Source organism: Endozoicomonas sp. GU-1 (assembly GCF_027366395.1).
Taxonomy (GTDB): domain Bacteria; phylum Pseudomonadota; class Gammaproteobacteria; order Pseudomonadales; family Endozoicomonadaceae; genus Endozoicomonas.
Genome location: NZ_CP114771.1, coordinates 3,570,874 through 3,585,730 on the forward strand (window position 1 = coordinate 3,570,874; position 14,857 = coordinate 3,585,730).

Here is a 14,857-nt window from a genome sequence, read left to right on the forward strand (position 1 = left end):
TGGCAGTCGCCAGTTGACTTCTACTCACTCTGGAATCCTTCATTAAGCTTTCTTGCTGTACACTCTTTGCGTATGGCGGTTGACTGCCGACTGGTTACTGTCGACTGCCCACTGTCTTTTAAATCGCTTTGGCGTTATATGGTCAAGCCGCACGAGTCATTAGTATTGGTTAGCTCAATGCCTCACAGCACTTACACACCCAACCTATCAACGTCATAGTCTTTAACGGCTCTTCAGGACTCTCTGGGAGTCAGGGAAGTCTCATCTTGAAGGGGGCTTCCCGCTTAGATGCTTTCAGCGGTTATCCCGTCCGAACATAGCTACCGGGCAATGCGTCTGGCGACACAACCCGAACACCAGTGGTCCGTCCACTCCGGTCCTCTCGTACTAGGAGCAGCTCTTCTCAAACTTCCAACGTCCACGGCAGATAGGGACCGAACTGTCTCACGACGTTCTAAACCCAGCTCGCGTACCACTTTAAATGGCGAACAGCCATACCCTTGGGACCGGCTTCAGCCCCAGGATGTGATGAGCCGACATCGAGGTGCCAAACACCGCCGTCGATGTGAACTCTTGGGCGGTATCAGCCTGTTATCCCCGGAGTACCTTTTATCCGTTGAGCGATGGCCCTTCCATGCAGAACCACCGGATCACTAAGACCTACTTTCGTACCTGCTCGAGATGTACCTCTCGCAGTCAAGCGTGCTTGTGCCTTTACACTAACCGTACGATGTCCGACCGTACTTAGCACACCTTCGTGCTCCTCCGTTACTCTTTGGGAGGAGACCGCCCCAGTCAAACTACCCACCACACAATGTCCCCGATCCCGTTCCGGGACCTGGGTTAGAACCTCAATATTGCCAGGGTGGTATTTCAAGGATGGCTCCACGATGACTGGCGTCACCGCTTCAAAGCCTCCCACCTATCCTACACAAGCAACATCAAGATCCACTGTGAAGCTGTAGTAAAGGTTCACGGGGTCTTTCCGTCTAGCCGCGGATACGCTGCATCTTAACAGCGATTTCAATTTCACTGAGTCTCGGGTGGAGACAGCGTGGCCATCGTTACGCCATTCGTGCAGGTCGGAACTTACCCGACAAGGAATTTCGCTACCTTAGGACCGTTATAGTTACGGCCGCCGTTTACCGGGGCTTCGATCAAGAGCTTCTCTCACCACCACATTGCTCTTGCTGACTGCGTTAAATGATTCCGCTCGCTCAGTCATTTACTCTTTTGTAAACTCCTTCGCTCGCTCCATCATTTGCCTTGCAGCAAAAGCAATCTGGAGGTGAGATAACCCCATCAATTAACCTTCCGGCACCGGGCAGGCGTCACACCGTATACGTCCACTTTCGTGTTTGCACAGTGCTGTGTTTTTAATAAACAGTCGCAGCCACCTGGTATCTTCGACCAGCCTCAGCTTACGGAGCAAGTCCGATCACCAAAGCTGGCGCACCTTCTCCCGAAGTTACGGTGCCATTTTGCCTAGTTCCTTCACCCGAGTTCTCTCAAGCGCCTTGGTATTCTCTACCTGACCACCTGTGTCGGTTTGGGGTACGGTCCCTTATGACCTGAAGCTTAGAAGTTTTTCCTGGAAGCATGGCATCAATCACTTCAGTTCCGTAGAACCTCGTCATCAATTCTCGGCCTTGAGGATCCGGATTTGCCTGGATCCCCGGCCTACGATCTTAAACGCAGACAACCAACGCTGCGCTGACCTAGCCTTCTCCGTCACTCCATCGCAGTCAAAAGGGGTACAGGAATATTGACCTGTTTCCCATCGATTACGTCTTTCGACCTCACCTTAGGGGCCGACTCACCCTGCGCCGATTAGCGTTGCGCAGGAACCCTTGGTCTTCCGGCGGGGGAGCTTCTCACTCCCCTTGTCGTTACTCATGTCAGCATTCGCACTTCTGATACCTCCAGCACACCTCCCGATGCACCTTCAACGGCTTACAGAACGCTCCTCTACCACCTAGAGACTAGTTTCTAGATACAAGTATCAAGTTAAAAGACAGAAGCTGAGTATTAACTCTGTACTTCTTTTTCTTGTCACTTGTTTCTAGAAACTAGTCTCTAGATCCGTAGCTTCGGTGTCTAGTTTGAGCCCCGTTAAATCTTCCGCGCGAGCCGACTCGACCAGTGAGCTATTACGCTTTCTTTAAAGGGTGGCTGCTTCTAAGCCAACCTCCTGGCTGTCTGGGCCTTCTCACATCGTTTCCCACTTAACTAGAACTTTGGGACCTTAGCTGACGGTCTGGGTTGTTTCCCTTTCCACGACGGACGTTAGCACCCGCCGTGTGTCTCCCGTGATTGCACTCATCGGTATTCGGAGTTTGCATGGGGTTGGTAAGTCGGGATGACCCCCTAGCCCAAACAGTGCTCTACCCCCGATGGTGAGACACGAGGCGCTACCTAAATAGCTTTCGAGGAGAACCAGCTATCTCCGGGCTTGATTAGCCTTTCACTCCTATCCACAGGTCATCCGCTAGCTTTTCAACGATAGTCGGTTCGGTCCTCCAGTTGATGTTACTCAACCTTCAACCTGCCCATGGATAGATCGCCCGGTTTCGGGTCTACTCCCAGCGACTGTTGTTCCTAAGAACACGCCCTATTAAGACTCGGTTTCCCTACGGCTCCCCTATACGGTTAACCTTGCCACTGAAAGTAAGTCGCTGACCCATTATACAAAAGGTACGCAGTCACCCCTCTGCCCTTAAAAAAGAGTAAGTAGGCTCCCACTGCTTGTACGTACACGGATTCAGGTTCTATTTCACTCCCCTCAACGGGGTTCTTTTCGCCTTTCCCTCACGGTACTGGTTCACTATCGGTCAGTCAGGAGTATTTAGCCTTGGAGGATGGTCCCCCCATGTTCAGACAGGATTTCACGTGTCCCGTCCTACTCGATTTCACAATAAATGAGCTTTCGTGTACGGGGCTATCACCCACTATGGCCACACTTTCCAGAGTGTTCCACTAACTCATAAATTGCTTAAGGGCTGGTCCCCGTTCGCTCGCCGCTACTGGGGGAATCTCAATTGATTTCTTTTCCTCCGGGTACTTAGATGTTTCAGTTCCCCGGGTTCGCCTTCCAGACCCTATGTATTCAGGTAAGGAATAACGGCTTATGCCGTTGGGTTTCCCCATTCGGAAATTCCTGGATCACAGCTTGTTTATCAGCTCCCCAAGACTTATCGCAGATTACCACGTCCTTCATCGCCTCTGACTGCCAAGGCATCCACCGTGTACGCTTAGTCACTTGACCATATAACCCGAAACGATTTACTTTCGTAAATCATTAGAGGTCAGTCAATACAACTACCTTTAACGATCAAATGAATTTCTTTCGAAATTCATCGCCATACACATTAGCTATTACCTTTCGGTAATTAACTTGAGAGTGTCTCAGCAAGAATTTTCTTTAAACGATTTAACCGAAGTTAAATTATTTAAATCAATTCAGCTTAAATTTGGATTCCACATTTTTAAAGAACAATGACTAATAAAACTGCGCATGCAGTTTTATCATCAAACAATTCGTGTGAACGCTTATGGACGTCGGTTTTCGTTTAAGGAGGTGATCCAGCCCCAGGTTCCCCTAGGGCTACCTTGTTACGACTTCACCCCAGTCATGAATCACTCCGTGGTAACCGCTCTCCCGAAGGTTAAGCTAGCTACTTCTGGAGCAACCCACTCCCATGGTGTGACGGGCGGTGTGTACAAGGCCCGGGAACGTATTCACCGTGACATTCTGATTCACGATTACTAGCGATTCCGACTTCATGGAGTCGAGTTGCAGACTCCAATCCGGACTACGATGCACTTTCTCAGATTAGCTCCACCTCGCGGCTTGGCAACCGTCTGTATGCACCATTGTAGCACGTGTGTAGCCCTGGCCGTAAGGGCCATGATGACTTGACGTCGTCCCCCACCTTCCTCCGGTTTGTCACCGGCAGTCTCCCCAGAGTGCCCACCATAACGTGCTGGTAACTGAGGACAAGGGTTGCGCTCGTTGCGGGACTTAACCCAACATCTCACGACACGAGCTGACGACAGCCATGCAGCACCTGTCTCTGCGTTCCCGAAGGCACCAATCTATCTCTAGAAAGTTCGCAGGATGTCAAGGCCAGGTAAGGTTCTTCGCGTTGCTTCGAATTAAACCACATGCTCCACCGCTTGTGCGGGCCCCCGTCAATTCATTTGAGTTTTAACCTTGCGGCCGTACTCCCCAGGCGGTCTACTTATCGCGTTAGCTGCGTTACCCGTCGTACAAGACAACCGACAACTAGTAGACATCGTTTACGGCGTGGACTACCAGGGTATCTAATCCTGTTTGCTCCCCACGCTTTCGTACCTCAGCGTCAGTATCAGGCCAGAGTGTCGCCTTCGCCACTGGTGTTCCTTCCTATATCTACGCATTTCACCGCTACACAGGAAATTCCACACTCCTCTCCCGTACTCTAGCCACCCAGTTTTGGATGCAGTTCCCAGGTTGAGCCCGGGGCTTTCACATCCAACTTAGGTGGCCGCCTACGCACGCTTTACGCCCAGTAATTCCGATTAACGCTCGCACCCTCCGTATTACCGCGGCTGCTGGCACGGAGTTAGCCGGTGCTTCTTCTGTGGGTAACGTCACAGCTGAAGGGTATTAACCTTCAACCTTTCCTCCCCACTGAAAGTGCTTTACAACCCTAGGGCCTTCTTCACACACGCGGCATGGCTGCATCAGGCTTTCGCCCATTGTGCAATATTCCCCACTGCTGCCTCCCGTAGGAGTCTGGGCCGTGTCTCAGTCCCAGTGTGGCTGATCATCCTCTCAGACCAGCTACGGATCGTCGCCTTGGTAGGCCTTTACCCCACCAACAAGCTAATCCGACGCAGGCTCATCTGATAGCGAAAGGTCCGAAGATCCCCTCCTTTCCCCCGTAGGGCGTATGCGGTATTAATCCGGATTTCTCCGGGCTATCCCCCACTACCAGGCAGATTCCTACGTGTTACGCACCCGTCCGCCGCTCGTCAGCGAAGTGCAAGCACTTCCTGCTACCGCTCGACTTGCATGTGTTAGGCCTGCCGCCAGCGTTCAATCTGAGCCATGATCAAACTCTTCAGTTTAAATCGTTTTGTCATTTTATTCCGAAGAACAAAACAACGGCTCAATGTCACAATTAAACGTACATGAATTTACAGGTATGTTCGCTTGATCAATTAAGCATCTTAAAGTGTTTTCAGCCGAAGCTGATTAACCGATGCAATCGCACAAGCGCCCACACGAATTGTCTGATATCTTGTTAAAGAACTGATTAAATCGTGGTGATTTAATCGCTGATTCAGCAGTCAGTGCCGATCAGCAAGGCAGCCTATCTTACCGTGGCGGCTTTCGTTGTCAAGCATTCGTTTTTCAGAAGAAGAAAGAAGCTTTCCAACTCGCTAACGTTGCTCTCAAGCCCTGTCAGCGGAGGCGCATATTACCGCACCAGTTTGATTTGTCAACCGGTTATTTTTCATTTACTTCCAAACAACCCATTTTCAAACCGCACTTCCCGGTCAGCGATGATGATTCACTCTGCTGATCCGTGGATAACCGTTTGGGTCAGTCCGTGGAAGTGGGGCGCATTATACGGCAGATGTTTTATGTGACAACCTGAGGACAATACCTATAATTAAGCCACACTCCGAAGCAGCGGTGGCTGATAGCCTCTACATAGGGAAGAGCCATCACATTGCCTTTACAACCCCTCTTCTTTAGAATGCTCTTCACAAAACAGACAATAGTTTGCGCCTGATTTAAAAGCGGCAAGCGGCTTCAGGATACTCAATCGTTCCAATGTAGCAGCCATGCTCCCAGCCAGCTTGCCAACACTCTATGTGTCTCGTTTGCTCCCGGTTCTTTTCACAATAACCCGCCGGGCAGCCAGACAGATGACAGCTCTACTATTCTCCAATAGTAAACAATCAATACCGGCACCTATATGCCGCTAACACCTTTCAAGACTCATATATATTGCTGGAGACACCACTTGTTCGAACCCCACGCCAGAAACGTTGCCACCTTAAAGAATGATCTTCTTTCCGGTTTAACGGTAGCACTTGCTCTTGTTCCAGAAGCTGTCGCCTTTGCCTTCGTTGCCGGGGTCGAACCTCTAGTCGGCTTATATGCCGCCTTTCTTGTTGGTCTGATTACCGCTGCCATTGGTGGCCGCCCGGGGATGATATCCGGAGCAACGGGTGCCCTGGCCGTGGTGATGGTCAGCCTGGTTGCCAGTCACGGGGTACAGTACCTGTTCGCGGCGGTGGTTCTGATGGGTATTATTCAAGTGCTCGCCGGCCTATTCAAACTCGGCAAGTTCATCAGAATGGTCCCCCATCCGGTGATGCTTGGCTTTGTAAACGGTCTGGCCATCGTGATCTTCCTGGCGCAGCTGAGTCAGTTTGGTGTTCAGGGTGAAGCCGGTTGGTTAACCGGCTCTTTCCTGGAAAACAGTGTTATTGATGTTGCCTGGATGAAAGGCAGTGAGCTCTATTTGATGCTCGGGCTGGTTGCCTTAACCATGACCATCATCCATTTTCTGCCCAGGCTGACCACGGCCATTCCTTCTTCTCTGGCCGCCATCATTGTGGTCACCGCTCTCGCCCTCGGTTTGAATCTGGATACCAGAACCGTTGGTGATGTTGCCGGTATTGCGGGCGGGCTTCCGGCATTCAGCATTCCTGCAGTGCCGTTTACTTTTGAAACCCTGACGATCATCTTACCCTACTCTCTGATTCTGGCCGCTATCGGTATCATTGAGTCACTGCTGACCCTGAGAATGGTTGATGAAATCACCGAAACACACGGCAGCAGTAACCGGGAGTGTGTGGGTCAGGGTGTGGCCAATGTGGTTACCGGTTTCTTTGGCGGCATGGGTGGCTGTGCGATGATTGGCCAGAGTATGATCAATGTGAACTCTGGTGGCCGGGGCCGTTTGTCTGGTATTTCTGCGGCGTTATTCTTGCTGACCTTTATCCTCTTTGCTTCTTCATTAATCGAAATGATTCCGGTGGCTGCCCTGGTTGGTGTTATGTTCATCGTTGTTATCGGAACCTTTGAGTGGAGTAGCTTCCGAATCATGAACAAAGTGCCCAAAGGGGACGCCTTTGTGCTGGTACTGGTTTCGGTAGTGACCGTTCTGACGGACCTGGCTGTGGCGGTTATTGTCGGCGTTATTGTTTCTGCCCTGATTTTTGCCTGGGAGCATGCCAAACAGATCAAAATCACAAAACTGGAAGACCAGGATGGCTCAACGATTTATAAGGTGCATGGCCCACTCTTCTTTGGTTCCACCACACACTTTCTGACGCAGTTTTCGCCAAAAGACGACAACAGAGATGTGATTATCGACTTCCGGGACTCCAGGGTCTGTGACCATTCCGGGCTTGAAGCCATTGATACGCTGGCCGAGCGCTATATGAACAGTGGCAGGACGCTACACCTGCTCCACCTCAGCAATGACTGCAGAAAGCTGCTGAAAAAGGCGGGTAACCTGGTGGAAGTGAACGTCATCGAAGATCCCAAGTACTTTGTTGCTACCAATGCCTGATTATCATCCCGCATAACTCAAAGCCCGGACTGAACTCCGGGCTTTTTAATGGATGCAACTTTATGCCCGTGGATAGCTGACCAGACACCAATTGAGAACCGTGGCAGCAGGTGATAAATTACCTCCTCGTGTCAATAATAAGAATATAAAGAGGCGTCTTAGCTATGAAAACCGTCGAGCAGTGGTTCACGGAATATGGCGAAAGCCACCAGAATCCCACCAATAAATTGATCCACTGGATCTGTGTGCCAGCCATCCTTTTCAGCATTATCGGTATACTATGGGCATTCAGCCCCGTTGCCACCTGGGCGATGATGGCCGTTACCCTACTGTTCTATTTCAAGCTCTCCTTCAAACTGTCGCTGGCCATGATTGTTGTCTTTGCCGCATCAGCAGCCATCTCTCAAGCGCTTGGAGCTTATGTCTTACAGGCCAGTATTGCGATTTTTATCGTCGCCTGGATCTTTCAGTTTGCTGGTCACAAGGTTGAAGGGAAAAAGCCGTCATTTTTTGAGGATCTGCAGTTTCTGTTGATTGGGCCATTGTGGTGCCTGGGCTTCCTGTTTAGAAAGCTCAATATCAATTATTGAATCCCTTCTTTTAAAGGGGTGACCACTGTCGCTCATCCCTCCTTACCATGGCAATGGCCTCTTCAGCATCTTGCCAGCCACCCTGGCTGGACAAGATCTGATCGAAGGTAGTCTACACCTGTTTTATCGGTCGCTTTTACAGATGTAAAGAGTTGGTCGCGGAAAAGTACGATATTTGCCCTGTTAATTCTGCCTCGCAGATTGTGCCTGACCATCCTTGCAGCAGGACTATACTTGACTGCCTGAGTCTCCTTGGGGGTTTAACATTATGTCACCTGCAATGAGGTTAAAGACCAGTACCGATATCAATACATTGGGCAATGAAATCAAGCCTGAAGTAGCCCGTGATATGGCTCGCTTTGATCACCGGTGGGTTCGCGTATCCCAGGAAGTGTTCACCAAAATCGCCAGCTATTTATCAATTAACGAAATCAATAATTTTGCACAAGCATCGCCGACAACGGCTGATCGTCTGCGGTCATGCGGCCTGGCAGAGGTCCAGTACTTCCTCTCCCTGACCAGGCAAAGGCAATCTTCGTGCCGGGCAATCATTCAGTCCAGTCAGCAACTCCTTGAGCACCTCAGATCGTTGTCTATATTTTCTGTTCGACGCTTTCCGGCGCAACTGGGCCCGGCGTTTTACTCATTTTATGCCCGCCATTTGCGCCAGCAGATTCTTGATGGGGCAGCACTGACCCTTATACCCCGTGGCAGCTTAAATGTTAAACGCTTTACCCATCATCTGCATGATCATATTCCCATCCTCACCGAGAGGAAGGCGGACAATTACAGTGATATTCTGGCTCTGGAGCACGGTCACTGGGTCAGGAAAGCTGAAATCAAACACGATCACATTACCAGTTTTAGTCATCAGAATGCCGACCATATTTTATTTGTCACTCAATCCGTTCCGGCAAGCTTTGGGAGTATGGGATTGTTTTGCTACAAAAGTGGTGAAGAGCACTTACTGTCTGTTTATGAATGCCGGAATGGTGCGTGGGTTGAGCAACAGCAACTGACAACGGGTGACGTTTTTCCTCAATGTCAGTCAGCGTTTACGACCTCCATGTACCTGTCACCTGATGCCAGGTCACTGGTCTGTATTAAAGCGGGACAATCTGGTGCTATTCTCGGTCGGGGTACCGATGGCCGGTGGGTCAATAGAGGCAACATTCATACAGGTCTTAATCATGATTTACTGTTCAGTGCCGACTGCAAACATCTTGTGCTTTATAGTGGATCATTCATTACAGTGATGAGCAAGGCAGACGATGAATCCTGGTCACAAACGGGTGACATTATTGTTAAAGATCCTGATGATGACCTGAAACTCACACCCAGTGGCGATAAAGTGAGCGAGTATGATTTTGATCTCCAAGTGCTATTCAGCCCGGATAACCGCCATTTTGCCACATGGTTTGAAGATGCCGGCGATGATTGCTACAACGCTTCTATTCGACGAGATTATTTCTTTGTCGTCATTTTTGCCCCGGACCCGGAAGGGCAGTGGCGTGAAAAACAGAGAATTATCAAAACCTGCGATTGTCCAAGTCGTTATTACGATATTCAACCTGATTTCAGCCCCGATGGTCGCTGTCTGATTATCACCACTGAAGATGATCTGGATATCTGGGAATTAAATGCTGACGACCAATGGCGGCCTTCTGTTCAGGAGCCCCCCCCCTTGCGGTGGTGGTATGATTCATTTTTCTGTGGACCCTTGTGAATTCATTAGAAAGAGGTGGTGGTGCGTAACAATCTGGCGCAAGGCGGAGTCCGGAATGTGGGGTCGGACACAAACATTTCCGGCTGAGTCCCTGACAAAAATCAGCCCCAGCGGTGAAACCATTGTTTGCAATGATCCTGCGGGCCATACGGATATCTATCAGCGTAAGTCTGTTGGTGGACCTGCCGGTGAGTGGGTCAGGCAACGCATCGAATTTTCCATCAAAGAAGCAGATTTCAATCAAGAAGGTTACCTGCTGGCTGTAGTTCCTGAAACCAATACTCGCGGCCTGATTTTGTTCGCGTTGACGGCAGACGGGAACTGGCAGGAAAGGGCTCGTTTGCAAACAGAAAACAGTATTGCGAAATTTTGCTTCAGCCCTTGCAGCCGAAGTCTTAAGGTCACCGGTTTGCCCCCTGACAATGGTGAAGTTTCAGTGCCAGAGGTTGTTTCCTTCTGGCAGATCATGCCCGATACAGGTTCACGGGAGGCCGACCAATAATTAACTGACCTGCTGTGGATTCCCCTGGCAACTTTATCAAACATTCGCGTACTCCTCCCCCTTGCTCAGCCAGCGATTCACCAACGGCTCTACTGCTTCTGGTGACTGGTGAATTAATTCCTGAGCAGCCGTGCGCACAGCCATCAGCAAGTCACGATCCCGCTCCAGATCAGCAACCCGGAATTGTGCCAAACCTGTTTGTCGGGTACCTAAAACCTCACCCGGGCCTCTTAGCTGCAAATCTTTTTCGGCGATCACAAAGCCGTCATTCGAATCCCTCATCACCTGTAAACGTTCCCTGCTTTGCCGGGATAAAGGCGCGTGGTACATCAGCAGACAGTGGCTGGCAATATTCCCTCGACCCACTCGCCCCCGAAGCTGATGCAACTGGGCCAGCCCCAGCCTTTCCGGGTTTTCAATGATCATCAGGCTTGAATTGGGTACATCAACACCCACTTCAATAACGGTGGTTGCCACCAGCAGGTGCAGATGCCCCTCCTTGAAAGCGTTCATCACCTCTGCCTTTTCACTGGCTTTCATCCGGCCATGAACCAGACCTATAGACAACTCTGGAAGTGTTTCTCGCAATTGCTCTGCCGTCACTTCTGCGGCCTGACACTGCAATGCTTCGGACTCTTCGATCAGCGTGCATACCCAATAAGCCTGGCGTCCTTCAAGGCAGGCGGCCTTGAGGCGTTTAATGACCTCTTCACGACGGTCGTCACCTATAACGACGGTGTTGATGGGTGTCCGTCCCGGCGGCAGCTCGTCAATCACAGAAACATCGAGATCGGCGTAAGCACTCATGGCCAATGTTCTGGGGATCGGGGTGGCGGTCATAATCAGCTGGTCAGGGAGCCCGCCATTGTTTGCCCCTTTTTTCCGCAGTGCCAGGCGTTGATGAACGCCAAATCGATGTTGCTCATCAATCACTGCCATGCCCAGCTTATGGAATATCACATCGTCCTGAAACAGGGCGTGAGTGCCAACCACAACCATGGCTTCGCCAGAAGCGATCCGGGCTAAAATCTCCTGGCGTTTTTTACCTTTGGTTTTTCCGGACAGGAAAGCCGTGGCAATACCCAGCGGCTTAAGCCAGTTTGCGAAGTTAAGCTGATGTTGCTCCGCCAGAATTTCCGTTGGCGCCATCACTGCGGCCTGATAACCATTTTCCACCGCCTGCAGTGCGGCCAGGGCGGCAACAACGGTTTTGCCCGAACCAACATCCCCCTGCACCAGTCGCAGCATGGGCTTTTCCAGGGCCATATCCTGGCTGATATCATCGGCCACTCGCTGCTGGGCAGAGGTCAGGGAAAAGGGCAGTTGCGCCAATAACTGTTGGGTTAACCGGCTTTTTGGTGGCATGGCAAAACCACCGATCGCCTGTACCCGCCTTCTGAGCTGCTGAAGACTGAGGTTATGGGCCAATAACTCCTCAAAAGCCAGACGTTGCTGGGCAGGATGCCGCCCTTCGCTGAGCACTATCATCGACTCTTCCGGTGGCGGCTGATGCAGGAGTCGAACGGCTTCCACCAGTGAGCTGAGGTGATATTGCTGCCGAATCTGCTCCGGGAGAAGCTCCTGCAGAGAGCTTTCATCGGCGAGCAGCTTCAATGCCTGCTCGCACAAACTGCGGATTCGCTGTTGGGTCAGACCTTCTGTGGCCGGATAGACCGGCGTTAATGTCTCTTCAACGTCCGCCGGGGCATCGGCTTTGATCACCCGGTATTCAGGGTGATACATCTCAAGCCCCGTGGCACCCCGCCGGGGTTCTCCGAAGCAGCGAATCTCAACCCCATGCCGAAGGTTGTTTTTCTGGGCAGCGGTAAAGTGAAAGAACCTCAGGCTTATGGAGCCGGACCCGTCACCGACCCGGCAAAGCAGGCTGCGACGTTTTCCCATCATGATATCCGATGCCAGCACCTTCCCCTGAATCACCACATCGGTTTGAGGCTGAAGTGTGCCGATGGGCGTTACCCTGGTTCTGTCCTGATAACGCATTGGCAGGTGAAACAGCAGGTCTTGAATAGTGACAATGCCGATTCTGGCCAACTTCCCGGCCAAGGCATCACCAACGCCTTTTAACGTGGTTACCGGAATATCGTGTAATGACCTGTTCATACTCACCATAGGCCCACTTATTGATTAACCGAACACTGCCTCAAGGCATTAGAAAGCACATCAATTGCCTTCGGCCTCGGGAAGCTGGCGCGCCAGGCCAGGGCCACCGTCCTGCCAGGTGCTGGCGTACGAAATGGCCGGGTGCTGAGAATATTGGGCGCGTAGTGATGATCGACAACGGCTGACTGTGGCAGCACACTGATCCCCATACCCGACGCCACCATGTGTCGGATGGTTTCCAGTGAGGTTGCTTCAATACCACTGCCATCATCGCCCGCCTCTTTTTTACTGGCCAGCATCGGGCAGGCCTCCAGTACCTGGTCACGGAAACAGTGGCCTTCGCCCAGCAGCAGCAGCTTTTCCTGGGCCAGGTCAGCCGGATCAATTTCGCTCTGACATTCCCAGGGATGACCACCTGGCAACAATACCCGGAAGGGCTCATCATAAAGCGGCCTGGTTAACACATCCGGTTCATTAAAGGGCAGGGCAATGATAATGGCATCCAGTTCCCCCAGACGCAGCTTTTTGCGCAAAACCGCGGTAAAGTTTTCCTCAATATACAGCGGCATATTGGGGGCGGACTGTGCCAGTTGAGGAATCAGATGGGGAAAAAGGTAAGGGCCAATGGTGTAGATCGCGCCCACTCGCAGGGGAGAACTGAGCTGATCCTGACCGGTTTTCGCCAGTTGCTTGATGGCCGAGGCCTCTTCCAGAACTTTCTGGGCCTGACTGACGATCAATTCACCCATTGGGGTAACACGAACCGCATTCCGGGTTCGCTCAAACAGGGCAACACCCAGTTCATCTTCCAGCTTTTTGACTCCGACACTCAGTGTTGGCTGGCTGACAAAGCACTTACTGGCAGCTCTGCCAAAGTGCTGCTCCTGAGCAAGGGTGACAATGTAGCGAAGTTCTGTCAGTGTCATAATGATTTTCAACTGTTTTGATAAGACAGCTCGATAAACAGCCCTGAGTTCATATCAAGCCTTCAGCTCCTAAAAGCCCTGAAAGACTGGCAAGGATGCTCGTGCCATCTATAATACTGTAAATTTATACAGCCATATAAACGAAATTGCCATTATGTTTTTTCCAAAGATTATACCAACCAATAGACTATAGCTATGAATAAGCTCAATATACTGATTGCGGGTTGTGGCGATGTCGGCTGTGAACTCGCCCGGCAGTTAACCGCCATGAAATGCTTTAATGTCTGGGGGTTACGGCGAAATATTGCCAGGTTGCCTGCTGACGTTAACCCTATCCGGGGTGACCTGTTTAATGCCGAAATGCTCGGTGACTGGCCTGAACAGATTGACTACGTGGTCTATGCCGCCGCCTCTAATGGACGAACGGAAGCGCATTATCAACAGGCTTACATTGATGGTCTGCAAAATATTCTTAACCGTCTGGTGAACGAGCAATACCAGCCAAAACGTATTTTTTTCACCTCCAGCACCAGCACTTTCCACCAGAGTAATGGCGAATGGGTGAACGAAACGTCGGCCACCCAGCCGGTGAAGTTCAATGGTCGAATCATGCTGGCCGCAGAAAAACGGTTACAGCATGCTCCCTTCCCTGGCACGGCCATACGTTTTGGCGGGATTTATGGACCCGGCCGAAACCGGCTGATCAGCCGGGTGTTGAAAGGTGAAGGCTGCCCGATAAAGCCCGCCGTATACAGTAACCGAATTCACCAGAAAGACTGCGCCGGCATCATCGCCCACCTTATTCGGCGCGATATGGATCATCTGCCGGTGGATAACTTATATCTCGGCGTTGACAGTACCCCGGCGACCACGTTTGATGTGCTGCAATGGCTTGGTGAGCAATTGAATGTGGCATTAGACAATAGCAATTTTCCATCGCCACAAAGGGGTAATCGACGGTGCTCTAACCAGCGGATTATTGAGACAGGTTATAAATTTTACTTTCCTGATTACAAAAGTGGTTATACCAGCCTGCTCCATAACAGGGATTAAATCAGGCAGGTTCTGCGGGCAGACTGACAGCCAGCAGAGCCTGATCATCCACAGGCTAGAAAAACCTGAACGACCGTTAATACAGGCTTATTAACGGCTTACCAAGATATAATTCACAGAGTTATCCACAAGACAGGTTGATGGGCATGTCGAACCACAATTCACTTCATTATTTTTGAACTATCGCTTTAAAAATCTTTCTAAGGGTTATTAACCACTGGAAAGAGCACAAGATTGTGAGCGCCGCCCCATCCACTTCTGTCGCACCAATACACAACAGGGTGCAGAGCCTCAATGCAGAAAACACCAAGAGCAGTTTGTCAGCGCATTGCCACTCAGGACGATCTGTTAATGAAATTGCC

7 protein-coding genes and 2 rRNA genes are annotated in these 14,857 nt (G+C 50.9%); 5 read left to right on the plus strand and 4 right to left on the minus strand.

Going from position 1 to position 14,857, the window contains the following annotated elements; translation table 11 throughout:
* Window positions 1-138: 138 nt before the first annotated feature.
* Both O3276_RS14930 and O3276_RS14935 read right to left on the minus strand, forming a co-directional pair.
* Window positions 139-3,265 (minus strand): 23S ribosomal RNA (locus tag O3276_RS14930).
* 305 nt (window positions 3,266-3,570) lie between these two features.
* A 16S ribosomal RNA gene (locus O3276_RS14935) occupies window positions 3,571-5,112 on the minus strand.
* The 16S and 23S rRNA genes sit together here, the layout of an rRNA operon.
* A gap of 905 nt (window positions 5,113-6,017) precedes the next feature.
* On the opposite strand from O3276_RS14935, the gene O3276_RS14940 reads away from it, so the two are divergent.
* From O3276_RS14940 to O3276_RS14955, 4 genes are all read left to right on the plus strand, one after another.
* Window positions 6,018-7,577 (plus strand): SulP family inorganic anion transporter, encoded by a 1,560-nt coding sequence (locus O3276_RS14940; protein ID WP_269672058.1) that lies wholly within the window; start codon window positions 6,018-6,020, stop codon window positions 7,575-7,577.
* Between the two features lie 164 nt (window positions 7,578-7,741).
* Entirely contained in the window at window positions 7,742-8,167 is a 426-nt protein-coding gene (locus tag O3276_RS14945; protein ID WP_269672059.1) for an Mpo1 family 2-hydroxy fatty acid dioxygenase, read from the plus strand.
* Window positions 8,168-8,435: 268 nt separating this feature from the next.
* The gene (locus O3276_RS14950; RefSeq protein ID WP_269672060.1) at window positions 8,436-9,893 is read left to right on the plus strand and encodes a hypothetical protein; all 1,458 of its coding nucleotides are present in this window, start codon (window positions 8,436-8,438) and stop codon (window positions 9,891-9,893) included.
* Window positions 9,894-9,948: 55 nt separating this feature from the next.
* Window positions 9,949-10,395 carry a hypothetical protein gene (locus O3276_RS14955; protein WP_269672061.1) on the plus strand — a complete coding sequence of 149 codons (447 nt, stop codon included), beginning with the start codon at window positions 9,949-9,951 and terminating at the stop codon, window positions 10,393-10,395.
* 36 nt (window positions 10,396-10,431) lie between these two features.
* Here O3276_RS14955 and recG read toward each other — a convergent pair whose 3' ends face one another.
* Window positions 10,432-12,516 (minus strand): ATP-dependent DNA helicase RecG, encoded by a 2,085-nt coding sequence (gene recG, locus O3276_RS14960; protein WP_269672062.1) that lies wholly within the window; start codon window positions 12,514-12,516, stop codon window positions 10,432-10,434.
* Window positions 12,517-12,533: 17 nt separating this feature from the next.
* Window positions 12,534-13,442, minus strand: coding sequence for a hydrogen peroxide-inducible genes activator (locus O3276_RS14965; protein ID WP_269672063.1), 909 nt, complete (start codon window positions 13,440-13,442; stop codon window positions 12,534-12,536).
* Between the two features lie 195 nt (window positions 13,443-13,637).
* Here O3276_RS14965 and O3276_RS14970 point away from each other — a divergent pair, with 195 nt between their 5' ends.
* A complete protein-coding gene (locus tag O3276_RS14970; protein ID WP_269672064.1) occupies window positions 13,638-14,495 on the plus strand; it encodes an SDR family oxidoreductase in 858 nt (285 codons plus the stop codon).
* The last annotated feature ends 362 nt before the right edge of the window (window positions 14,496-14,857 follow it).